Source organism: Iodobacter fluviatilis (genome assembly GCF_004194535.1).
GTDB lineage: Bacteria > Pseudomonadota > Gammaproteobacteria > Burkholderiales > Chitinibacteraceae > Iodobacter > Iodobacter fluviatilis_A.
On the sequence record NZ_CP025781.1, the window covers coordinates 1,271,533 to 1,296,135 of the forward strand.

General features: G+C 49.0%; 20 protein-coding genes and 1 tRNA gene. 6 read left to right on the plus strand and 15 right to left on the minus strand.

Features of this window, described 5'->3' with window-relative positions; translation table 11 throughout:
* Positions 1–255: 255 nt before the first annotated feature.
* The 8 genes from C1H71_RS05500 to rplU form a co-directional block, all read right to left on the minus strand.
* On the minus strand, positions 256–1,428 hold the full coding sequence (locus C1H71_RS05500; RefSeq protein ID WP_130105674.1) for a THUMP domain-containing class I SAM-dependent RNA methyltransferase: 1,173 nt from the start codon (positions 1,426–1,428) through the stop codon (positions 256–258).
* On the minus strand, positions 1,425–4,247 hold the full coding sequence (locus C1H71_RS05505) for an ATP-binding protein (RefSeq protein ID WP_130105675.1): 2,823 nt from the start codon (positions 4,245–4,247) through the stop codon (positions 1,425–1,427). Before C1H71_RS05505 ends, C1H71_RS05500 begins: the two co-directional genes overlap by 4 nt.
* Positions 4,247–4,894 carry a hypothetical protein gene (locus C1H71_RS05510; RefSeq protein ID WP_130105676.1) on the minus strand — a complete coding sequence of 216 codons (648 nt, stop codon included), beginning with the start codon at positions 4,892–4,894 and terminating at the stop codon, positions 4,247–4,249. Before C1H71_RS05510 ends, C1H71_RS05505 begins: the two co-directional genes overlap by 1 nt.
* Positions 4,895–4,928: 34 nt before the next feature.
* Complete coding sequence (locus C1H71_RS05515; RefSeq protein ID WP_130105677.1) at positions 4,929–5,579, minus strand: hypothetical protein; 651 nt, start codon at positions 5,577–5,579, stop codon at positions 4,929–4,931.
* A 48-nt stretch (positions 5,580–5,627) separates the two neighbouring features.
* Positions 5,628–6,902 carry a hypothetical protein gene (locus C1H71_RS05520; RefSeq protein WP_130105678.1) on the minus strand — a complete coding sequence of 425 codons (1,275 nt, stop codon included), beginning with the start codon at positions 6,900–6,902 and terminating at the stop codon, positions 5,628–5,630.
* A 109-nt stretch (positions 6,903–7,011) separates the two neighbouring features.
* Entirely contained in the window at positions 7,012–8,259 is a 1,248-nt protein-coding gene (obgE, locus tag C1H71_RS05525; protein WP_130105679.1) for a GTPase ObgE, read from the minus strand.
* A gap of 261 nt (positions 8,260–8,520) precedes the next feature.
* The gene (gene rpmA, locus C1H71_RS05530) at positions 8,521–8,799 is read right to left on the minus strand and encodes a 50S ribosomal protein L27 (RefSeq protein ID WP_130105680.1); all 279 of its coding nucleotides are present in this window, start codon (positions 8,797–8,799) and stop codon (positions 8,521–8,523) included.
* Positions 8,800–8,835: 36 nt separating this feature from the next.
* Positions 8,836–9,147, minus strand: a complete 312-nt coding sequence (gene rplU, locus C1H71_RS05535) for a 50S ribosomal protein L21 (protein WP_130105681.1) — start codon at positions 9,145–9,147, stop codon at positions 8,836–8,838.
* Between the two features lie 276 nt (positions 9,148–9,423).
* On the opposite strand from rplU, the gene C1H71_RS05540 reads away from it, so the two are divergent.
* The 3 genes from C1H71_RS05540 (at position 9,424) to C1H71_RS05550 (ending at position 12,397) form a co-directional block, all read left to right on the plus strand.
* A complete protein-coding gene (locus C1H71_RS05540; protein ID WP_262488398.1) occupies positions 9,424–10,386 on the plus strand; it encodes a polyprenyl synthetase family protein in 963 nt (320 codons plus the stop codon).
* Positions 10,387–10,444: 58 nt separating this feature from the next.
* Positions 10,445–10,521, plus strand: a tRNA-Pro gene (locus tag C1H71_RS05545).
* A gap of 304 nt (positions 10,522–10,825) precedes the next feature.
* Positions 10,826–12,397, plus strand: coding sequence for a methyl-accepting chemotaxis protein (locus C1H71_RS05550; RefSeq protein ID WP_130105682.1), 1,572 nt, complete (start codon positions 10,826–10,828; stop codon positions 12,395–12,397).
* Positions 12,398–12,466: 69 nt separating this feature from the next.
* On the opposite strand, the gene C1H71_RS05555 is transcribed toward C1H71_RS05550, so the two are convergent.
* The 3 genes from C1H71_RS05555 to treP form a co-directional block, all read right to left on the minus strand.
* Positions 12,467–13,675: a maltoporin gene (locus C1H71_RS05555; RefSeq protein ID WP_130105683.1), complete on the minus strand. Its 1,209-nt coding sequence runs from the start codon at positions 13,673–13,675 to the stop codon at positions 12,467–12,469.
* Positions 13,676–13,782: 107 nt separating this feature from the next.
* Entirely contained in the window at positions 13,783–15,435 is a 1,653-nt protein-coding gene (gene treC, locus C1H71_RS05560) for an alpha,alpha-phosphotrehalase (protein ID WP_130105684.1), read from the minus strand.
* A gap of 74 nt (positions 15,436–15,509) precedes the next feature.
* On the minus strand, positions 15,510–16,967 hold the full coding sequence (gene treP, locus C1H71_RS05565) for a PTS system trehalose-specific EIIBC component (RefSeq protein ID WP_130105685.1): 1,458 nt from the start codon (positions 16,965–16,967) through the stop codon (positions 15,510–15,512).
* 425 nt (positions 16,968–17,392) lie between these two features.
* Here treP and C1H71_RS05570 point away from each other — a divergent pair, with 425 nt between their 5' ends.
* Positions 17,393–18,238: a threonine/serine exporter family protein gene (locus tag C1H71_RS05570; protein ID WP_130105686.1), complete on the plus strand. Its 846-nt coding sequence runs from the start codon at positions 17,393–17,395 to the stop codon at positions 18,236–18,238.
* Positions 18,239–18,700, plus strand: a complete 462-nt coding sequence (locus C1H71_RS05575; protein ID WP_130105687.1) for a threonine/serine exporter family protein — start codon at positions 18,239–18,241, stop codon at positions 18,698–18,700.
* Here C1H71_RS05575 and treR read toward each other — a convergent pair.
* Together treR and C1H71_RS05585 are read right to left on the minus strand one after the other, a co-directional pair.
* Positions 18,697–19,419: a trehalose operon repressor gene (treR, locus tag C1H71_RS05580; protein WP_130105688.1), complete on the minus strand. Its 723-nt coding sequence runs from the start codon at positions 19,417–19,419 to the stop codon at positions 18,697–18,699. The two genes, C1H71_RS05575 and treR, sit on opposite strands and share 4 nt — an antisense overlap.
* A gap of 106 nt (positions 19,420–19,525) precedes the next feature.
* Entirely contained in the window at positions 19,526–20,470 is a 945-nt protein-coding gene (locus C1H71_RS05585) for a hypothetical protein (RefSeq protein WP_130105689.1), read from the minus strand.
* 366 nt (positions 20,471–20,836) lie between these two features.
* Between C1H71_RS05585 and C1H71_RS05590 the strand changes: the two genes are divergently transcribed.
* Positions 20,837–21,346 carry a GNAT family N-acetyltransferase gene (locus tag C1H71_RS05590; protein ID WP_130105690.1) on the plus strand — a complete coding sequence of 170 codons (510 nt, stop codon included), beginning with the start codon at positions 20,837–20,839 and terminating at the stop codon, positions 21,344–21,346.
* Between the two features lie 425 nt (positions 21,347–21,771).
* Here C1H71_RS05590 and C1H71_RS05595 read toward each other — a convergent pair whose 3' ends face one another.
* Positions 21,772–22,662 (minus strand): hypothetical protein, encoded by an 891-nt coding sequence (locus tag C1H71_RS05595; RefSeq protein WP_130105691.1) that lies wholly within the window; start codon positions 22,660–22,662, stop codon positions 21,772–21,774.
* A gap of 615 nt (positions 22,663–23,277) precedes the next feature.
* Positions 23,278–24,528, minus strand: coding sequence for an aminotransferase-like domain-containing protein (locus C1H71_RS05600; protein ID WP_130105692.1), 1,251 nt, complete (start codon positions 24,526–24,528; stop codon positions 23,278–23,280).
* Positions 24,529–24,603 lie beyond the last annotated feature (75 nt).

The following is a 24,603-nucleotide window of genomic DNA, read 5'->3' on the forward strand; positions in this document are numbered from 1 at the left end:
AATCAAGCACTCACACTCATCGACTGTATTTTTTTAAAGATCATTCGCTACTGCTAGAACACCGTGTTGCTGTGTGCGCTGCAGCGAGAGGCCGAAATATACGGGCCTTGGCCTGTGAGGTCAACCACTACCGCACAAAAAAAGCCTAGTAATAGGCTAAGTGGTTGATTTAAATATGCTGTATTTGTAAGCAGAAACACTAATTACAAAACAAACAAGCCGCTTCACGAAGCGGCTTGTTTTACATAGGGTAGATTATTCGTCTGAACCAGCGGGTTTGCGACGCATACCGCCTGCAACCATTTTATATTCAAATAATCGGCACTCTAAACCACCGTTATATAGCGGGGTACGTTTAGAGGCCTTAAGACCCATATGTTTAGTGATATCCATATCTGCAGTGAGGAAGTATGCCCTCCAGCCTGAGAAACGCTTTTTAAGCGCATCGCCCCACTGCGGATAAAGTGCAGCCAGTTTTTCTTTTTCATCCAAACGCACACCATAAGGTGGATTGGAGATCCAAACCCCTTCCATATCAACCGGTGGCTTGGCATCCATTGCATTAAGTTGCTTTAAATGAATGGTGTCATCAAAACGTGCGTAATCTAAATTGGCTTGAGCATGTGCAATCGCTACGGCAGCCACATCACTTCCATAAATAGGGAAAATTTCTTTGGTTTCTGCTGCGCGTGCTGCTGCCACCAATTCTTGCCACATATCTTCGTTATGCAGACGCATTTTTTGGAAGGCGAATTCACGACGTGCACCTGGTGCGATTTTCCGAGCAATCATTGCGGCTTCGATGAGGAAAGTAGCCGAACCGCACATTGGATCGTAAAGCGCCTCAGCGGGAGTCCAGCCGATTAAGGAGAGGATGCCGGCCGCTAGATTTTCGCGCATCGGTGCATCCCCAGTTTCCACTCGGTAACCACGCTTAAACAACGCTTCACCCGAAGTATCTAAATACAGCGTTGCCATGCGATCAGTTAGATATAACTGAATACGCATATCTGGATCCGCAGTATCCACGCTTGGCCGCTTATCATTTTTTAAACGGAAGCGATCGCAGATGCCATCTTTAATCCGCAAAGCAACAAATTCTGGGCTGCGAATCTGCGGTACACGATAGGCAGTAACGCCTACCTTGATAGTGCAATCCACTGAAAACAGCTCGGACCAATCTAAATCACGCGCCATAGCGTAGAGATCGTCTTCTGTTTTCCATGTTTTTTCTGCGACGCGCCACAGAATACGGCTGGCGATGCGAGACTGTAAATTAGCCTCATACATCAGCGACCAAGAGCCAGCAAAACCGACGCCCCCCTCAGTCTGCTTGATTTGATCGGCCCCCAGTACTTCTAGCTCGGCAACGAGCGGGCCTTCTAAACCACGTGGGCAAGGCGCGAAAAAATGGAATACTTGTTTCATACAATCAACTCTTGTTGGGCAGTTTCAACCCGACGACGGGTTTGAAGAATAAGCGGCGCCCACGTGTCGCCAGGGCGTTTTTTACGGGTGGTCAGCGTCAAATCAGATGGCGCATAAACATTGGTATTGTGCGTAAGTGGCGTGGTAATTAAATACTGAGCCTGAGTGGCTTTCAAGAAAGCGCCCACGCGATCAATATTAAAAATATCTAAGTGAGCAAATGGCTCATCAATAAACACAAAACCTGAAGGATTGGCATCATCCATCATCAGGCCAATCAACAAGATTAATGACTTCATCACCTGTTGACCACCCGACGCTTCGCCATCATTCATGCCCATCATGCCTTTCTGGTCAAAATTGAAACGCGCGGCCAAGCCTGCTTGCGCAAGTACGGCGTCATCGTTATCCAGATGAGGCATTTCGGCCTCGACATCAATCCCAGCCAGTTGCCCCAAGCGGGCAATATTGCGGCAATAAGCACGCACAGTGGCGCGCAGCTTATTGATGTAGGCTGCGCGTGCTTCGTGCGTCAGCTCCCCAGTACGTTGCACTTCTTTATAGTGAACGTCGGCATCACGTTGTACAGTGTCATAATCATTTTGCAGTTTATCGCGGCGAGCAAGGATGGTTTCATCCGTTTCCCACGAACCATTAGCCAGCTGCTGGCGTTGGCGCTCTAATAAATGCTGTACTTCCCGCACGCTACCAAATTGATCGCGTACTGCGCTCAAGGCTGCAACATCGGCCAGATGCGCTTGCATGCTGGTTTTTAACTCGCGTAACTGGCGCAGTTGTTTTTGAATTTCTAGCTGCTGGCGCTGCAATAAATCTTGCTGGTAATTCACTTGCCCAGCCAAACGCTCACGCTGATCTTTGCTACGCTCATAACCCACGCGCAATTCTTCACGCGCATCCCGAGCCGCTTCCCAAGCGGCTTGTGCCGCAGCCAATTCAGCACCCAAATTTTGTACTGAGTCTTGCTCACCAGGGAAACGCGCAGCGGCAGCGGCAAATTCTTCCTGCCTTGCTGCCAACTGAACCACGGCCTGCATGCCCATTAATTGCTCGGTATGCGCGCTGATATCGCGGCTTAAATCAACATCGCGCGCTTCAGCATCTAGAATTTGATGATTTAATTCTTTAATCCGGCTCAGTGCATCCCCTAAGCGCGACTGCCTTGCGGCCTCACCAAAGGCAAAATCATTCGGGCGCACGCTGATATCTCGGCCACCACGGCGCTCTTTGTGATAACCCTCTTTGGTGATCCAATCGCCATCGACCTTACCACCCGCCTCAACCGTAATCACACGCTGAGTGCGATTTAATAGCTGAACCACCCAGCTCGGTGCATCACCATTAAAATCAACCACTTCCAAGACTGAACCTTTATTCGCACGCGGCACAGGCTCGCTGTCCGGCACAATAAAGTGACGATAGCGTAAACGCTGCGCAATTTCCCAAGCCCGATTACGATCACTAGCACGCTTAAGTAAAACAATATGGCGATAAGGTGCAAGTAAGGCCTCAACCGCCTGCTGCCAAGTTGCGTCAGTGACTTCAACGATCTCAGTTAAGACTTGATGCGGGATCGCGGCCTCATCCAAGGCCCCCCGCATATTTCTAGTAAAGTCTGGCGCTGGCGCTCGACCTGCTTGCAAGGCATTTTGCATATCAAGAAGCTGCTGACGCTCTTCTTTAGCCGTGCGCAGCCATTGTCGCAAGCTAGCCAGCTGCTCTTTTAAAGCCAATAGCCGATCATTAATGCTGACTGCATCACGGCCATGCTCAGATTCAGCCAGCTCCCGCAAGCGGGTTTCTTCTTTTAATAGTTTTTCGGTATCACGCGCAGCGTCACGCACCTGCTGGAATAAGACAAAGTGGCTATCGTACGCTTGCTTCGCTTCGCGCTCAAATACCAAAGCCGCTTCACGATGCTGGTCAAATTCGCTATAAGATTGGTTCAGCAGATCCAGCTCTTGTTTCTTAGCGCGCACATTGGTTTTAGCGAGGCGGAACTGCGTCAAGCCCGCCAATAAGCCATCCCATTGCTCTAGGTATTTAAGCCCTGGCACCACATCGCTTTCTAAACGCAGCACATCTCGCTGCAAAGCTTGCCATTCTAAAAAACTATTAGAGCGCAGCTTCATCCGCTCCACATCCAGCCCAAGCTGGCCCATCTGTTGCTCTACCTTGCCCAGCTCACCCTCAGTTTCTTTTAGGCGCAACTTAGCTTCTTGGTAGTTATCCAGCACCTGCTTATCGCCAAACACTTGGAACACTAAATCCAGCAAAGCCTTTGGGCTGTATTCGCACAACTTATCGGTGTCGCCCTGCTCCAGCGCCAATACTTCGGCAATGGCCGCAGTTAGGCCTGCAGATTCAAGCCGGCGCTTATATTCATTCACGCCCAGCCACTGCAAACCACTTTCAGTTTCTGGTGTTAGCTCAACCACGCCCTCGGCAATGGCATAGTGGCGCACCCAATCACCACCCTGCTTTTTAACACGGCAAAATAGTGTTACTTCAGGACTGGTAATGGGGAAAAATAGATAGGGGAACAAGCCGCCTTCGCCACGGCGCGGATTAGAAACCACACCGCGCAGCCAAGCAAAGTTTTCTTTGTTATTGCGAACATAGCGCTTGTAATCGCGCCGCCCCGAGCAGCGCAAGGCCAGTAACGTGCGTAAGGCATCGAGCATAGTGGTTTTGCCCGAGCCATTTGGGCCGACGATAGTCACAATCTGGGCATCTAGCGGTACACGAATCGCGCGCCAAAAATCCCAGTGGACCATTTCAATCTCACGAATTTGAAACATTAGTCCTCAACCTGCTCTGCCACATGGACAGCATCAATCTTTAATAAATCAGCCAGCGCCCCGTTGATGATTCGTGGAGCAAGACGCGCGTAATCAATCATCAGATCCAATAGTGGCCCTTCATAAACCATCTTATTGCGGCGATTTACAAAACCCAGCTTAGCCAATTGGCTTAAATTCATAGAAAAACGCGCTTTACCACCCAGCTTTTTACCAAAGTCGGCATAAATCGCTTCTTCTGGAATACCTGGCGCCACCTCATCGCCAAACTCTATCGGCGATGCTTCTCCAAACATATCGTCTGGATCAGATGCCGACAAAGCAATCTGGCGCTGGCGCTTAGGCAAAATAATCAAGGCCCAAACCACAATCAGCAAGGCAATCGCATCCCGTGGCATGCCCATATTATTGGACAGCCAGTTTTCTCCCTCACCAAAGACCCAGTCTTCCATTTCGGTAGCTAGGCCTACAGCGATATATTCAGCGTAAGGGTTTTCTAAGAGGCGTAAGCCACAACCAGCAAGGCGGTGGTCTAGCGATTCACGAAACGCTTCATCTATCAAAGCGCGCCGCGCCAAAGGATCTTTGCGCGGTAAGAAGCGATGCGCCAAGAGGCGCGCAACCAAAATATTAAGAGCTTGATCCATGTACACCCAAACTAAACATATTTAACAGCCAAAATCAGCGAAGCAATTCAGCCAGTTGATGAGGTTTGCCCAGCATCGCCTTAGCCAGCTCTTCACAAAGTGCTGGCGTGCATTGCGCGGGGCTTAGCACGTGTTGGTCTTCGCCCAGATTAGCCAAATTACGAATATTTAAACGAATCTTGCCGGTTTCATACACAGCATCGAAACGAAAACGCGTTGGCACGACAGGTGCGATGGTGATGGCCGCACGGATAAACTTGCCATCTGCTGCGGCTTGAACTTTTTCTTCCAGCTTGCAGCCGTATTGCCACAGTTGCTCTTTTAAATGCTTAGCGGCACTTTGCGAGGAACAAATAGTGCGTAAAGGCTCCGCCCCCTGCCACTCAACAATAAACTCAATGTAATCAGGAAGGTCCTTCCCCTCAAGCGATTTATTGCGGGAATTTGCCGCAGCCAGCGTCATATTCAGCCGCGTAAACTCCCCCACTCCCCATACCCTATAAACATGCGGGCTAACTGGCTTAACCACTTTAAGCTGATTGGCTAGCTCATAAAAATACGCCATCGCCGAGCACATTGCCGCCTCAATTAAGCCCATATTGGCTAAATAAACACGCCTTTGCTCGGCATCATCCGTCTGTACCGACTCAGCCTGCTGCTTTAAATCATCCAAAAGACCCATCATTCACTCCACTCAATACTTTCCGATATAGAAAGATTATATGCCATCTTTCTATTTTACAGCGCCAACAGGCCGCAAACGGCCCCGACTAATCGCCGCGACTTCTAAGTGTTCGAGTAACTCCACCCCTGGCTCCGCTTCCAAGAACAAAGGCAACCGCACTAAATCTGCGACCACACTTTGTTCTAGCGCAGCATCGGCATCACCAAGCAAAGAAAGCAAAGATAAGCGATAAGCTGTGACGTTATAAGTATCTGCCAATACCTGTTCAAATAGCTCGGCACTGCCGCCACGGGCAGCCAAGGCGCCCAGCTCTTCAAACAGGGCTTCTGCATCGAGTAAACGCTCGACTTCCATCGCCTCAACGTCTTCTGCTACTTCACTGGATGGCAATGCGCTCTCGATATACTCAAGCCGCTCACGGCTTACCAACTCGTATTCAGAGATATCTAATAGCTCGTCCGCAGTTACAAACACCGGCTCAGGGTGAAAAATCAATAGATCACGCCCCAAGTTGGCCAAAGTATCTTGATCTAAACGGCGCAGCCAATCGGCCACATTAGTGGATGTCAGCCCTGATTCGCCCAAATGCACGCGCTGTGCCGCTAACTCGCTTAAGCGCCGCTGGAAGACACTGGTTAGACGTAGCATTCGGCTTTGCGCCGTCGCAATGGCTTGTGCCTGATTCAAGGTCAGCAAATCAAGGGTGTCATCATCAAGGATGGCGTGCATCACCTCGGTGCCTTTTTCCACCCATTTCCAAACACTCTCTAGCTTAGATTGTGCTTTGCGAATTTGGAACTCGGATTGCGATTCAAGTGCTTCTTCAAAATCGCGGTACAGCTCATTAAGCCGCGCCAACAGATGCTGCAGCGCTTCATGCGCTACTCGCCCAACCGATTGGCCTGCCGCAACTTGGGCGGTTAAATAACCAAGCTCAGCATCGCCATCTGAAAACTGTACCAAAGTGCCAATCGAGGCCAAGGCGATGCGGCCAGGCTCTGAAAGGGAATAAAGCTGCTCATCCGAATCCCAAACCAAGAGCCCATTATCGCGAATGCGCTTCAGTACGGTTTCTAGCTTAACCGGATTGATATAAGCAAAGTGCGCTTGTAAATCTTGCGGCGTCCAGCGCGGTGCTTGGGCACGCGCACCAATTTCGCGCAGCACCAAGAGGCGCACCATCACCTCTTCTTCGCCACCGCGAAATAGGGTAATAAAGGCATCCAGATAGGGACGAGCGCGCATCAATCCCGCCAGTGGCGGCAGATCAAGTGGCACAAAGCCGGGCTGAAAAAATTCTAAGAGTGCGGAGTCGTTCTGCATGTGGCCGGCAGATGAGTACAGAAGGGAAGGGAGCTTAACGCGTACACCCGCCGGACACCAGCCCGAACATTTCACGTAGGGGCTAATTAAGCGGGTGTACTAAGGGCAATTAAGCGCTGGCGCTATCGTCTGAAGCTAATAAATCAGCCTGAGTTGCCGCTTGCTTGGCCGCTTCTTTCTCAAGCGCTTCAGCAGCTTTTATCGCTTCTTTTTCAGCATTAGCGGCTTCTTTAGCTACTGCCGCAGCTTCGCGAGCGATTTCTAACTGCTCGGCACGAATCTTATCTTCATTACGAGTATAGATACGTGCGGCTTCTAAGTAATCCATAATCGCGTAAGTTAAATCGCGACAACCTTCGCCAGTTAAACCGGAAATCGTAAATAAACGTGGCTGCATTGGATCAAATACCGCGTATTTGTCCTGAGCGCCCGCTTCCCAGCCATATGCTTTTAAGAAGCTTGCAACGCGCTCTTCCCGCTCTTCTTCTGGGATCATATCAAGCTTATTCAGCACCAACCAACGTGGTTTCTGATGTAATTCTTCATCGTACTTACGCAGTTCCTCAACAATGGCGCAAGCCTCAGCCACTGGATCGGTATCTTCATCAAAAGGTGCCAAGTCAACGATATGTAGCAAAATACCAGTGCGCTGTAAGTGCTTCAGAAAGCGATGGCCCAAGCCTGCGCCCTCTGCCGCGCCTTCAATCAGGCCGGGAATATCTGCGACTACAAAGCTGCGGTTATCATCGATACGCACTACGCCCAGATTAGGGAACAAAGTGGTAAAGGGATAATCAGCAACTTTTGGTTTTGCCGCTGAAACCGCGCGAATAAAGGTTGATTTACCCGCATTAGGCATGCCAAGCAGGCCCACATCAGCCAACACTTTAAGCTCCAAACGCAGCTCACGACGCTCGCCTTCTTCAGCGGGTGCGGTTTGGCGTGGAGCACGATTCACCGATGATTTAAAGTGCAAATTGCCTAAGCCACCCTTGCCGCCCTTAGCAATCACCACACGCTGGCCGCTTTCGGTTAAATCCGCGATCAACTCACCACTTTCAGCATCCACAATCGTTGTACCGACCGGCATGCGCAGCTCAACATCATCACCCCCCTTACCATAACAATCTGCACCACGGCCGCCTTCGCCATCGCGTGCTTTGTATTTCTTTACAAATCGGTAATCCACTAAAGTATTGATATCTTCATCTGCAACTGCCCAAACACTGCCCCCGCGGCCACCATCGCCTCCGTCAGGGCCGCCACGCGGAATAAATTTTTCACGACGCATACTTGCAGAACCACTACCACCCTTACCGGCAATGGCTTCAATCTTTGCTTCATCAATAAATCTCATTTGGATCTCCACCAAAATACTTTAGAAGACCGCCCATTTACTATAAGGCGAGGTACTGTTGCTTGTTATTTTTTTAGAAACTGCACGTAAATTACAGCGCAATTCAACTTCAGTAATCGGGTCTTGGCGCACTTAAAACCCATGTTAGATCACCCAGTAAAGCAAAAAAACAACAAGCAACAGAACCAAAACTTCCAATAGAAAAAAAAGCCCCATCCATGATGGACAGGGCTTTAAAATATACCACTACAGCTCAATAAATTAAGCAGCTACTTCTTCGCCAACATAAGGCAAAACAGTAACAGTGCGACGCTTCAGAGCGCCTTTCACTGCGTATTTTACATAACCATCAACGAGGGCAAACAAGGTGTGATCCTTACCTAAGCCAACATTTTCACCTGGGTGGAACTCTGTACCGCGCTGACGCACGATGATTGAGCCAGCAGGAATTAATTCACCGCCGTAAACCTTGATACCAAGTCGTTTTGAATGTGAGTCGCGGCCGTTACGTGAACTACCGCCAGCTTTCTTGTGTGCCATGTTGCAACACTCCTACTGAATTACGAAAAGGCGGAATTACTTAACGATCGCGTCGATACGCAATTCAGTGTAATTCTGACGATGGCCTTGATGGCGCTGATAATGCTTACGACGACGCATTTTGAAAATGGTCACCTTGTCACCACGGCCGTGTGTTACCACGGTTGCAGAAATAGATGCGCCAGCTACAAGAGGAGCACCAATAACCACTGTTTCACCGTCTGCCACCATCAATACTTCATTCAGTACGATCTGGCTGTCGATGTCTGCAGTAATCTGTTCTACTTTAAGTTTTTGGCCGACGACAACTTTATACTGCTTGCCCCCGGTTTTTACGACTGCATACATAACAAGCTCCATTGGAGAGTTTGGGTCTTGCGCTTTACTACCTGTCACGCTTTATATAATTAAAACAACGCGAGCAGCAAAACGTCTTCCCGAATCGGGAAACGCGCGATGCTACGCGCAAGCACCAATCAAGTCAAGCACTTACGTTGAGCACACCGCTGAAACACAGAGCCCTAGATGCAAGCACTAATTAGCTGAAGCAAAGCGCTAAGCCGAAGTTTCTGCTAACATGCGCGCTTAATTAATGCACGAGCAGTACGGGGCACAAGCGTGGCAATGGCGTTCGTAAAATCAGTTATTGGCGAGGAAATGCAGGCAGTGGACCAAGTGGTTCGCGATCGCCTCTATTCTGACGTCATTCTAGTGCGGCAAGTTGCCGAATATATTGTGAACTCGGGCGGCAAGCGCCTGCGTCCAATGATGGTGCTTCTTTCTGCAAAAGCTTTAGGTTATGAGGGCACCCATCATCGCGAACTTGCAGGCGTGATTGAGTTTATTCATACCTCCACCCTGCTGCACGATGATGTGGTGGATGAATCCGATCTACGCCGTGGCCGTGACACAGCTAATGTGCTGTTTGGCAATGCCGCATCGGTTTTGGTAGGCGACTTCTTATACTCGCGCGCGTTTCAGATGATGGTGAGCTGTGGTTCGCTACGCGTAATGCAAGTTTTAGCTGACACCACCAACATTATTGCTGAAGGCGAAGTGCTGCAACTGATGAATATCGGCAATGTGGATATTGATGAAGCAGCCTACCTAAAAGTGATTCGCTACAAAACCGCCAAACTATTTGAAGCTGCCGCACGCCTTGGTGCCATTCTTGCAGAAAGCGATAGCGATACCGAGGAGCGCATGGCGCGCTTTGGTATGCATTTAGGCACGGCCTTCCAGATTATTGACGATGTATTAGATTACTCTGGCAAAACCAGCGAAATCGGCAAAACCCTCGGCGATGATCTAGCTGAAGGGAAAGCCACCCTGCCACTGATTCATGTAATGAGCCATGGCTCGCCAGAATCCGCCAACGTCGTGCGCGCCGCGCTGCAACACGCCAACCGTGATGACTTGCCTGCGGTACTAGCAGCGATTGATGCCAGCGGCTCACTTGAATACGCTCGTGCCGTGGCCGCCCAAGAAGCAAAGCTGGCTAAAAGTTGCTTAGAAGGACTCAGCATGAATCCTTATTTGCAATCACTCCTTTTGCTTGCCGATATATCAATTAACAGAAACAGTTGACAAGCGGTACGCCCTCAGTTGATAATGCGCACCTCTTCACGGCAACGTGAAGAAATTTCGGGGCGTAGCGCAGCCCGGTAGCGCACCTGGTTTGGGACCAGGTGGTCGTGAGTTCGAATCCCACCGCCCCGACCAAATATTTAAACCCAAGACTTCGCTCTTGGGGTTTTTTATTATCTAGCGTTTCTACTTTCAGCCTTATTCTTTGCAGCTCGTGCATCCTTCCAAATTGGCGACATAATTACCCAGTTTGTCATTGGCGCTAATATCAATAGTCAGCCAGTGCCATTAAGTAGTAATCTCTAATGCATGTCATTCGTGTAAAAAAATTTTAGAACTTGTATCTTTTAAGCAAGCAGTTGCTTGCATTTGCTTTGATTGCAATCCTAATATTTAAATTACACCCTTTTCCGCTTAGCCCGCCCTTCTGGATAATCTCATGCGTAGCAATTTGCCTATTACCGAGCACGAAATCAGCGTAGACCCACGCCGCCCCATTGTGAGCAAAACAGATTTAAAAGGCCAAATCAGCTACGCAAATTCTTCCTTCAGAGATATCGCAGGTTTTACCAATGAAGAATTAATAGGTAAGCCACACAATATTGTGCGCCATCCCTTTATGCCGAGCAGTGCATATGCGGATATGTGGCAAACATTAAAAAACGATTTACCTTGGCGCGGAATTGTTAAAAACCGCTGCAAAAATGGCGATCACTACTGGGTAGAAGCTTTCGTCACTCCACTATTAGAAAACGGTAAGAAAATTGGCTATATGTCGGTGCGTAATACACCAAGCCGAGAGCAAATTGCTGCCGCTGAAGCGCTCTATATCAAAGTCAATGCCGGACAAGCTCAGCTTGCTGCCACCAAATGGCCACAAAAACTCTCTTTAAGAAATAGAATCTGGCTCGTTATTGCTGCGATTACTATTCCTGCCCTCGCTTCACCATTCGCTCCCGCTCTATTAGTGGTATCTGCACTCGCAGCAGCAGCCGGAGCTTGGTATTTAACTCATTCATTTACAGACCCAATTCACCGAATTGAAAATGCATTTTCTCAACTAAGCGAAGGTAATTTTAGATTTGATGTCGACGCACTAGCCCCAAAAGAATTTAGCCACCTGCTGGTTTCCTTAGAATCTATGCGGATTAATTTACGGGCTATTTTTGCCGATGTTGTACTGGCAGGTAGCCGCGTTGATGAAAGAGCAAATGATGTAGCAAAAAGAGCAGAAGCACTGATTAAGCGTAGCCAAGAGCAATCAGATGCCGTAGCCACCGTTACTGCAGCGCAAGAGCAAATGAGCGCCAGCGTTAATGAAATTAGTCAAGCAACTCGGCTAAGTGTTGATCATGCAGCCCAAGCCAATGATTTGGCATCGCGTGGCGCCCAAGAAATGAATGCGGCACAACAATCTACACAAGAAGTCGTCAATGTTGTCGATCAAGCTCGGATCACGCTCGGTCAGCTTTCAGATGCGGTACGCGAAATTAGCGTAGTCACTCAAACCATTCGTGAAATTGCCGATCAAACTAATCTGCTGGCCCTTAATGCCGCCATTGAGGCCGCCAGAGCGGGTGAAACAGGCAGGGGCTTTGCCGTTGTAGCCGATGAAGTTCGTAAATTAGCAGAGCGAACCAGCGCCAGTACGATCAGCATTGCAAGCACCATTCATAGCGTAGAAGCGCGTACCAAAGAAGCACTCTCTACCATGAGTGAAGCCGTCAATTCAGTGCATGCAGGCACAGCAAAAATTGATGCCTGCACGCTCACCTTAAGTGAGATCGCCACCAGTAGCCACGGTGTAGATCAATCAGCAAGGCAAGTTGCTGAAATGCTCAACCATCAATCTTCAGCGTCCTTAGAAGTTGCGCAGACCATGATAAAAATGAATGCCCTGAATGAGCAAAATGTTGGGCATATCATCGAAGTAGAGCAAACCGCATCAGAGCTCACCCAAATTGCCGGTGAGCTACACCAACTGGTGCAACAATTCGAGAAATCGCTGTAAGCCACAGCTAAAAAAAGGGACGCATGCAGCGCCCCTTTTTTGTTTATTAAGCCTTATTAATAAGTGCCCTTACCACCAATATTCAAGCTGCAAACCATAAGTAGAGCCATTCAGATCACGGCCAAATGTGCCGGTTTTAGACATTGCCGATCCGCTACTTGCCGCATTCTGTGCGGCTTCATTCCAGCGGGCGTAGGTATAAAACAAACGCAGCTCTGGGCGGCTCCAGAAGGCTTTATCCAAAGTAAAGGTGGGTGCAATGGTCAGCTTGCTTAGATTGCGCGTTTGCCCGTCTAAAGCCTCCACACGATCATGGCCCACCTCGCCCACTAGTTTAAAATTCTGGCTAAAAGCATAAACCGGTCTTGCCCCAGCCGACCACCACGTTTGCCTGCCTGCATCGCTTTGATCACGCTGATAAACTACGGTCAGCTGGCCACCAAATTCTGGCGTAGCCTGCCAGTCAAAGGATTCAACTAAACGAAGGCGTTTATTGCTCTGGTCTGCCAGCAAAGAACCGGTATAACCCAGACCAGTGCCGGGGCCAACACCATACTGAATGGCGAATTTATTGGTGCCACCCAGCCAGCCCTTTTGCTCGTGCTGCGCAGTGAGCGACCAGCCGCTATTAGCTCCGCTTACCTGCCCTGCTTCCTGAATGTAACTCAGGCCCAGCGCCACTTCCCCGCCTTTATTAGTGGCAATCCCACCGAGTTGAAAATCATGCTTATTGGCGTAGTCGGCCTGATAAATATTGTCCTCACGCGAAAACGCATAGCTGAGCTTTAAATCACCAACTTTATAGTCCTCAATCCCCAGCCCCGTGCCGCTTGGATTCCAGTAATAAAAGTCGGTGATATGCACATCATGACGCTTGTAATAGCGACGCCCAGCCCACAGCGTAGCGCCATTTAGCTCTGGGATATTGCTGTATTTGGCGTAAATCTGTGGCGCTCTGGCGCTGCCATCATCGGGCTGAAAAGTAGGTGATCTATCATTGCGGTTATAAAGACTGCCCATTCCCACCACGGTAAAGGTGCTGCCCTGCTCGCTTTTAAAGAAATCGTGGCTAATTTCTAGCTCGCCGTATAACTCGCACTCATTACCAAGGCGATATTTAGTCTCTGCACCCGCCAGCTGAAAACAGCTTTGCGCGCCGCCAGATCCGGTTGAAGCCCCCGAGCCAATCCGGCCATAGCCATGAAACTCAAATGCCATTGCGGGCAGGCTTATCAACACACTACTCAACAGCATGGCTTTCATCGATGAGTTATACATCGCTCTACTCCTTTTATGTTTTTACAAGCAAAAGCGTCCCCACCCGCAGCGCATAGCAGCGACGGGGACAAAACTACCTGACGGCAGAAATTAGGGGATGAAGCTGATTAAGAAGGGCTAAATCGAATCAGCAGCGATTCATACGGGCGTAATTTAAAGTGCTTGAAATCGCTAATGCTCTGCTCATAATTAGCCAGCAGCACTTCAGCCACCCAATCCGCCGGAATAGCCAGCGGTGGGAGGGCGAAATCTGCTTCACTAGGGCTAAAGTTGCTCACGATCAGCAAGCTTTCGCCATCGCTGCTGCGGCTATACGCCCAAATTGCGGGATCATCTGCGCTTAAGCAGCAGTAATTGCCGTATTTAAGCGCTGCCGATGTTTTGCGCAGGGTGATTAGCTGGCGGTAGTGATGCAATACTGAATCTGCATCTGCCCTTGCGGCGGCCACATTTACTTTTTCTGGCTGGCTGGCGATGCTGATCCACGGCTCAGCGCTAGAAAAGCCTGCGTTCAGGCTATCATCCCACTGCATTGGGGTGCGGGAATTATCGCGGGATTTTTGCTTAATTGCGGCCATGATTTCTGCCTCAGGCACACCCGCTGCGCTCAGGTTTTGGTAGGCATTCAGCGTTTCTACATCTCGGTATTCACTAATATCAGTAAAGGCCGGATTTGCCATACCGATTTCCTCGCCCTGATAAATATAAGGCGTGCCTTGCAGGCCATGCAGGGTAGTAGCAAGCATTTTGGCGGATTCAACGCGATAGCGGCCATCGTCGCCAAAGCGTGAAACCACACGTGGTTGATCGTGGTTGCACCAGAAAATAGCGTTCCAGCCACCGCCCTCGTTCATGCCGCTTTGCCAATCCGACAAGATGCGTTTTAGCTCGATAAAATCATAGGGCGCAGCCTGCCATTTCTCGCCATTCGGGTAATCCACTTTCAGATGGTGAAAATTAAACGTCATGGATAATTCATGCCGATCTGGCCGCGAGTATTGAATACAGTGAGGCAAAGTAGTCGATGACATTTCGCCCACGGTCAGCAAATCTCGCCCAGCAAATACGGCGCGGTGCATTTCTTGCAGATATTCATGCACGCGCGGGCCATCGGTATAAAAGCGGCGGCCATCGCTATCGTCGTCACTAAAATCTTGCTGCTTGGAGATCAGGTTAATCACATCAAGGCGAAAGCCTGCCACGCCTTTATCGGCCCAAAACTGCATCATTTCAAACACGGCTTGGCGCAGCTTTGGGTTTTCCCAATTTAAATCTGCTTGGCTTTCATCAAATAAATGCAGGTAATACTGGCCGCTGGCCGAATCAAGCGCCCACGCCGAGCCACCGAATTTGGATTGCCAATTATTGGGCTGATCGCGCCAAATATAGAAATCACGATAGGGATTATCACGGCCCTTTAAAGCCTCTTGAAACCAAGCATGCTGCACTGAGGTATGGTTCACCACGATATCGAGCATGATACGCAAGCCACGAGCGGATGCTTCACTCAGCAGCAAGTCAAAATCGGCCATGTTGCCGTAAGCAGGATCAATCGCATAGTAATCGCTAACATCGTAGCCATTATCTTTTTGCGGCGATGCGTAAATTGGCGTGAGCCACAGGTAATCCACGCCCAGCCATTGCAAATAATCTAGTTTGTCGACGATGCCTAATAAATCTCCCGTTGCTCTGCCCTGATGGCTGCAAAAGCTTTTAGGATAAATTTGATAAACCACGGATGATTGCCAGTCTTGTTGCATCTAAATACTCCCTGCGCAGCGCCACTGATACGACGCTGCTTACTAAAAAACTGGGGCGTTACCGCTCCGGATATCTACACAGATTGCTGAGCCAGCACCGGCTCAGCCTTCCACGCCATACGCTTGGCAAAGACCCAAGTCAGGCAAAATGGCACAATGACAGCGACCAAGGTGCCGAGTAAGAACACAGGAATATGCACCGGCACAATCGAGATAAACGCGGGTAAACCACCCACGCCAATCGCGGAAGCTAAAACGTGGTTTAAGGTAATCAACACCGAAGCGCAGGCTGAACCTATCAGCGCGGCGTAGAAAGGATATTTAAAGCGCAGATTCACCCCAAACATGGCTGGCTCGGTAATGCCGGAGAACGCAGAGATTGCCGAGGTAGAGGCCATACTTTTTTCAGTAGCGCTTTTTGCAATGCAGAACATCGCCAAAGCCGCGCTGCCTTGCGCAATATTGGATAGCGCAATAATCGGCCAGATAAAGGTGCCGCCGTGGCTGGTAATCAGCTGCAAATCCACCGCAATAAACATATGGTGCATGCCGGTAATCACCAGCGGCGCATACAGCGCACCAAAAATCGCCGCGCCCAATACGGGGGCCACTTCAAACACATGCACTAAGCCTTGGGTAATCAATACACCTAGGCCACGCGCCACCGGCCCGATTATCGCCAAAGCCAGCACGCCGCTGATCACAATCGTAGTAATCGGCACAACCAGTAGTTGAATCGCATTAGGCACACGCGCTTTCAGCCAGATTTCTACCTGACTCATCACCCAAGTAGCCGCCAAGATCGGCAGAATCTGCCCCTGATAACCCACGCGCTCAATCTTAAATAGACCCAGAATATCGAAATAAGGAATCGCTTGGCCATCCAGCCCGGCTGCGGCCTTGCCGTAATTCCAGGCATTGAGTAAATCGGGATGCACCAGCAAAAGGCCCAGTACAATACCCAGCACCTCGCTGCCGCCAAAACGCTTAGCCGCCGACCAACCCACCAAAGCAGGTAAGAACACAAAAGAAGTATTGGCCATCATATTGACCAGCTGCCACAGGCCGCTGAGGCCCGGATACGCATCCAACAAGCTTTGGCCTGGGATAAACATATCCTTAGCGCCAAGCAGATTGTTTATCCCCATCAACAGGCCAGCGACAATAATCGCGGGCAAGATAGGCATAAATACATCTGAGAAAATCTTGACCAAGCGCTGCAAAGGATTGAGCTTATTGTCGCCCTTGCCTTTTACATCCGCCACGGTGGCTGCACTTCTCCCCGCTAAGTCGATCAGCTGCGCATACACTCTATCCACATCGCCCGATCCAATCACAATCTGAAACACGCCGCCGTTACTGAACTGGCCTTTCACCAGATCAACCGCCTTCAGCGCCTCATGATTGATTTTACCTTCGTCTTTTAAAGCAATCCGCAAGCGGGTAATACAGTGCGCCGCCTGCTCAATATTCTCTGCCCCACCTATTGAATCCAAAATCTGCTGGGCAATCTGCCGGTAGTCGTAGCTCATCTATCTGCCTCTTTGCGTAGTATTCACAGTGACGCATTTAACTCGTACAGACGAGTTGTGTCAATACTCATATGTACTAGTTAAGTACTTAAATTAACTGACTTTTAAGCTAAATCAAACACGACATAAAAAGACATTCCTAAGTAAAGCCAGCCGGATATAATATTTTTTCTGCCCAGCCTTTTACGGGAAAACGCCCTACAAAGCCAATAAAATCTAAGCCGGAGCACGCCTACGCTGCAGCACAAGGCATATTTTTAACACCACAAACATCCCCAAAAGAACCAGCTATCTGAAACGCTGATTTTTTAACTTAAAAAGAGGCATAAAGCCTTACAACACTTATTACAGCAAATAAAGCGGCCGCAGCTAAAAACACCACTCAGCCTTGTGCCTGGCCGTTTTCCGGCTCAGCGCAATGGCGAATGAAACGTCAACAGACCCTAGACCGCTTTGCACTCGATTTGATCATCGCTAAAACATTTCAATATAATTACTTTATGATTAATACTATGAAAGCCATCTACGCACTCACTGATATTCTGACGCTGGCCTTAAAAGCGGGCCTGCTTGCCCATCAATCCGGGGCGGGCACGCATCGCACCTCGCTGATTATTCAGCGCACGGCCAAAGCGCTGGGCGCAGTGCAAGTTGAGGTAGTTATTTCATCCACCAATATTGGCGCCACCATAGAGCGGGAGCACGAACGGGAAACAGGCTTTAGAAAAGCGCCGCATATGGGGGTGAATTTTTCATTATTGACTTCATTAGATGACTGGCTATTGGCCTTAGAAAAAAACCCGATCAATGCCAAAGATGCCCAACTGGCATTAGATAAAATTGCCCAAGCCAAAGTCCATTACCCACGCAGCGTGGTGACTTTATTTGTGGGCTTATCTTGCGGCGCATTTGCGGCTTTATTTGGTGGTGATCCTGCAGCAATTTTAATGACTACTCTGGGCGCATCATTGGGAATGGCGGTGCGCTTTCAACTGGTATTGCACCACTTTAAGCCCTTTGTATTTGCCAGCGTGGCCAGCTTTGTGGCCCTGTTTTGCACAGGATTATTAAGAGATTTCACCAGTACCCCCGATACTGCAATGGCGGCTTCAGTTCTATTTTTAATCCCCGGTGTACCTTTAATTAATGGTGCGGCTGATTTACTCAATGCTAATTATTTGAATGGCATTGTGCGCTTTACTATGAGCGCAGTAATTATTCTTGGCATTGCGATTGGCATTAGCTTAGCGCTCAGGATATTAGGAATCTAAATGTATACACCTTGGCTAATCGAGCTTTGGGCCGCTCCCGCCGCATTAGGCTTTGCCCTCTTATTTAATGTGCCGCCAAAAGCATTATGGATGTGCGGCATTCTGGCCGTATCAGGTCATGCCGTACGCAAACTGGTGTTAATCATAGATGGCGATATGGTATTTGGCACGCTCTTGGCCGCATTATTAATCGGCATCGTGGCCGAGCTTTGGGCCGACCGCCACAATCAGCCCGGCGTGATTTACGCCATTAGCGCTGCTATTCCGATGATTCCTGGCAAATCAATGTATCAATCCGTGCAAGCTTTATTAGGCATCGCCACCATGTCGGCAGAAGCAGATGGCACGGCTCTTTTAGTCGCCGCCGGTGTGCATGGTGTAAAAGCCATCATGATCGTATTAGCGCTGGCCTTTGGCATTGCCGCGCCTTTATTGCTATTGCCCAAGCGGGGCAGAAGTTAAGGATGATCTGGCCTAGAACGCCGCGCAATATCCGAGAAAAAAAACTTATCCAGCCGGTGCCGAGATTCAGTGTATTCAAATTGGCGGCCATCGTAGAAATGGGTGTGGTTTTTCACCACAATCACATGATCCATGCCATTTAAATCTAAATAACGGCTATCGTCTTCAATACAGGGCTGGGCTTCAAATACGCGCTGGGCATAGCAGATATTGAGCTTGAGCACTTTCTCTATATATTCATAAATCGAATGCTGGGCAATTTGTGGCGTAAGGCCGGGAATTAACTCGGCCACGAAATAATTAATATCCAGAATGACATTCTCGCCATCAATATTACGTACCCGCTTAATCCGCACCAGCTCGGTTTTTTCCGGCACTTGCAAAAGCTTTGCCTGCGATTTATCTGCGCTAATCAGTTGAAAATCAGCAATCTGCGTCGTCACCGCCCGCCCAAGGCGCTCGTAAGATTCTTTAAAGCTCACAATACCACTGAGTTGAAACTCGATATTGCCCGGCTTTAAAACAAACACGCCCTTGCCGTGGATTTTTTGCACATAGCCACGCTCCTGCAACTGATCCACCGCCTTACGCACCGTTCCTCGGCTGGCCGCGTAGCTATTCATCAACTCGGATTCTGAAGGAATCCTCTCGCCTTTTAGCAAACGCTGATTATCAATATCCGCAACGATATCGGCAAAAATCTGGCTGTATTTGTTCACGCTGGGGTCACTTAAGGGGAATCAGGAATATAAAATGCAGTCTGCCTGAAACTGACTTTGGATGCCAGTTTGGGGAGAGGATTGATCCAGAGCACAGCATCATCCTCTAAGGCCTCAGCAACGTTATTCTGCTGTTTTGGTAATCCCATACCGAGACGTAATTTTTTAGAAAGTGGTAGCCCAATCCTATCTGATTAGTTTTGCCAATTTTAAAAGTCAGGTTGCGGGCATCTTGTAATGCTTGGGGGCCGTAGTTTAGCCCCTGCAAATTGGCACTCACACGCGGCTCGCGCACGCCGTAGGTGAACTCTCTAGGCTGAAGCTTTAGCTCACCACTGGCGACCAGCTCGTTTTTCATTGCTTCTGTTAATTCCAAACTTCCCAGATTGCCAGTATCAAAAGATGCTTTGATAGTTTTGTCGCCGATTCGCAGCGCGGCTTCCGGCATTTTTCCATCTACTCCGGTTGGGGTAAATTCAAGCGTAGCAACGACGCGTGCCGGATCAATCACGTTGGCGAGCAGGGCTTTATCCTGATTAAAAGCATGAAACGCAATGGTCTGCGCTTCGTAATCGATCACAAATAGATACTGACGATTAAAGCCATGGCCAATACTGCCTAGAAACAAAGGCGTGTAGGCCTGCTCAATAAAACGCCAATCCGTATGCAAAACGCTAGGCAAGCTTTTAAGCGAAATCTGCCCAGCAAGCTCTATTTTTTCAATCGGGAGATTTTGCTTATAAAGCACCATTTTCTGCCCTGAAGCCGCCTGCCCCTCTCCAATTTTCAGATCTTTAGCCAAGGGTAAATAGTGATTATTCAAAAAGAAAGGAAACTCGGTTCCCGTATCAAACATCAGCTTCCCCTGCCGGCCATTCACCGCGCCATCAATCAGAATGTGGCCATTAAATAAATAAAATGGCAATGTAAAGTTGGCCTGATTGGCGAAGAACGGCGTGGCAGCTGGTCGTGCGGCCTCTGCTGCGAACACGGGCAGGCCTATCAAAAAAGCAGAAATAGCGACAGCCCTTAGCATTGTTGGTAAAAACATAATCGTACAAGCTCCTGTTTGAGAAAACGCATTTAGCGATGCTACACTGAGCGAAGCATCTTAAAGCTTACTTTCAGTGCTTAACAAATGTGATTAAAACCCATGTCTTTAGGAAAGTTACTTCAATTTATACTCACTTTCAAATTGCATACACAGCAATTTTAAAGAAAACAAACTGACTTAGTTGTATCCACAAATTAAACGAATCCATACCTAAAACCACTCAGCACTGATGCTTAGCACTGACCGCTCCAATGCAAGCACCCAAGCCCAAGCTTTCTGCAACGGCAAGATGCCAGTGGGTAGAAAAATACCCGAATGACATAACGGCGAGACAATCCTGCAGCCGCGTTACTTTAGGACAGCATGCCGACTATTGAGCCAAGACAGCCTCATCATGCGGCTGAGCTATTCCTGATCATGAGCGATCCCCTGCTATATGAGTATGTTGACATCGCCCACCGCCCTGCCACAGCAGATGCGCTACGTGAGCGCATTGAACGAAATGCCAGCGGCAAGTCACCGGATGGATCGCAAGATTGGCTGGGGTGGGTCATTAAAAATGAATTGGGCCATATCGTCGGCTATTTAACTGCAACGATTCACCAAGACGGCGATGCGCATATCGCTTATGGCATCGGCAGCCCATTTTGGGGCAAGGGCTATGCTAGGCATGCTGCGGAACAACTGATTACTCATTTATCTCAAAACGATTCTGTGCAGCGATTTTGCATCATTGCAGAGCGAGCAAACACACGCTCTGTGTTGCTAGCGAAGGCGCTGGGCTTTGTGGAAGAGGCTTCAGATATTGAGCGGCAGAAAAACGAATTGAGTCAGTCGGAGATTTTATTGCATAGGCACGGAGGCTTGGACTAGGGATAAATGCCTTCGGCACTTTGATTTTGGTGCGGGATTCCCCCGCGTGGGACTCACTTTCTTGAACGGCCAGAAATCATAGTACGCAAAGAAGCCGCCCCGACCAGCACGAAGGCCCCTCATCTGCGGACAATCGAGCGGCGGCTGCGGAACTCGCTTCGCTCAAACAGACATCAAAGAAACCCCGCCCGCTTGTTCCTCGCTTCGGCGTGCTTCAAGGGGAGTCTAAAAAGCCCAGTGCAATCATCGCAGTTAATAGTAAATATTCGTTCAGTTCATTTTAAAAACATATCAAAAACAAATATCACATAGCTTTCGTAGGGTGGGTTAGACAAAAGCGCTTCACCTTTGGTGTAACCCACCGTTTTTATACACAATGAAATATTGGGCTAATAAAACTTTAGCCTAAACTACCATGCAAAAAATTAAAACTTAGTCCCTACAAACACAACCCCATCTGTGCGGCTAGAATTAGGCGCAGCTGCGTATAAACGTTTAATCGATGAATTAAAATAGCTTATCCCAGTTAAGGATTGATTTGCAAACAAGCACGGTGACCCACCAAATTTAATAACCATATCGTAAACATTGCCATCTGGGCGTGGCGTTACCGTCCCTGAAATTGAACAAGTAGATATTCCAGATCCGGTAATCACACCAGCTGCAGAAATATTCACTGTGGCCAATTCATTTCCTGAAGAAGTTGATACAACTCCTGAAAACACACCGGCAATATTAGTTAAATTAGGCTTTGTTTCATAATCACGATCATAGCTACTAGTAAAAGAAGTAACACCAAAACGTGAATCTGAATAAGCTACTGTTCCACTAAATGCTGATTTAACGGTATAGCTAGCAGAAACAAATGCGGGCAAAATACCATATCCCTCTAGGTTAAAATCTTTCGCATTATTTGATTGAAAGGTTCCATTACTTGCAGTACCAGCCCCTTGAACGACACCCGCAATTTTATTTGGATTGCCAGCTACTGAATAAAAATTGTAAAACGTCCCATCATTCAATACTAAAGAAGTAATGGAGCGATTTTCAGTCGTTTTACCCAACCACAAACCGGCGGAACTCCCCACAACAGGTACTGGAGCGGGTGTTGGTACGACAGTTGGTTTTGGAACGGGAGTTGGTGTAACAGCTAAACCGCCATGATGTGAGCAAGCGCCTTGTTTCCCAGCAGACTTGGTAGTCGTGCCATCCGCACACAAGGCCACACCACTTTCATCATCAGCACTACCTCCACATGCAGATAAAAATGCAAGCAATACCAAAGAGAACATGCGCTTAAAATATATTTTTTTCATAATTTTATATCTTATTTAAAATAATACGAATTCAAAAAAACATAAAATAATCTGCCTAGACAAACAGCGTATACAAAACAACCCACACTATGTGTGTTTGCAAATAGAAAAATTTATTATGCACTGGGCAAATTATTCGATGAATATGGCAACAAAAAAACCAGCAGCATATTACACCAAACTTTAAAAATACACACAAAATCACAAAAAAAGCTTACTAAATTAATCAGAAAAAATTAACCCAGTGAAATTTCACCGCAGATTGAACTCATGCATTATCAGCAAGTAGTTTGGGCATGTTTAATCAGCCCTACGTACCCCCGTTGGGCTAACCAACATTTACTCCAACCTACCTAACCACGCTCTACGCATAGGGCTTAAGAACCCCCTTGAAGCACGCCGAAGCGAGGAATAAGCGGATCGGGGTTTCGGAAAAGGGGTAGCGAGGCAGCGAGCGAGCAGCCTTTTTCGCCGAGCCGGTTATCCGCAGCGAGGGGCTTTCGTGCTGGTCGGGGCGGCCTTCTTTGCTTACTTTCTTGGCCGTTCAAGAAAGTGAGTCCCACGCGGGGGACTCCCGCACCTAAATCAATGTGCCGAAGGCACTAAAAAGCGCTTTTAAGTTTGGCTTAACTTGATGCCCTCCCCCCCCAGCTCCTCCCTCTGCCCCAAATAAAAACTCGCATTCAGGCGTATTTGCTTACACATCGGCCCGCTTTGGGGGTAGCAGAGCCAGCCGGGGGCGAAGTGGATTCCTTGGGCTAGGGCTTTTTTTAATAGGGTGCTTAGGTCTATGGCTTGTGGCAGGGTTATCCATAGCAGGTAGCCGCCAGCGGGGATTTCTACATGGGTGCCCGCTGGAAAGCAGGCGAGGATGTCGCTGCGCATGGCGTCGGTACGTTTTTGTAATTCGGCGCATAGTTTGGTGATGCTGCGAGTGTGTAAATCGCCCGCGAGTAAGGCGGCCAGCGCCAGTTGGCTGGGGAGTGGCGAGCTGAGTGAGCTGCAAAATTTGAGGGCGCGGATGCGATCGCTCCAACGGCCGGGCTCTATCCAGCCAACCCGATAACCGGGGGCGATGGTTTTGCTGAATGAGCAACAATGCAGCACTAGGCCCAGCCTGTCGTAGGCTTTAAGCGGCAAGGGGGCTTGCCCGCTAAAGTGCAGCGCACGGTAGGTGTCGTCTTCGATAATCGCTAGCTGATGCTGATAGGCTAGGTCGAGCAGTGCTTGTTTATCGGCCTCGGGCATGCAGCGCCCGCTGGGGTGCTGAAAATTGGGCATCACCAGCAAGGCGGTAATGGCTTGCTCTTGCAAGAGCGCACCAAGCGCGGGCAGATCTAGATAAGGCTCGGAAGCGACTTCGACCACGTTGATCCCTAGCTGACGAATCAGGCTAAGCACGCCGGGGAATGCAGGTGTGACCACAGCAAGGCAGGGCTTACTAATGCCTTGCACTACGGCTTGAATCGCCAGCGATAAGGCTTCCATGCCGCCACAGGTAACGATCAGGTTTTCCCAATGTAAATGCACGCCGTCGCTGTGATACATGCGGGCAATTTGGCGGCGTAGCTGGTCTAGCCCCAACATGGGCTGATGATTAAGCGCTTGCGGATAGGATGCCATGGCCCGCATTAATTCACGATTCAGGGCGCGGGTATCGAGTAGCTCAGCATTAATAAAGGGCGAGCCCCAAGGCGCGGCGACATTTTCTAACAGGCAGAGCGGATCGAACTCACCAGCGGCCAGCGCATCGACCTTTTTACCCTGCCCCGCCACAATCACCCTAAAAGCCGCCCGTGGCTCGGCCTCTACATAGGCAGGCCAAAGAAAATCAACTGGGTAATAATAATCATCAATACCCGCCAATTATTAAACCGCCCCTTAGTCAGGCACGGATAAAATTGTATGGACATGGCTTTAACAGGCTTGGCAGATATAGCG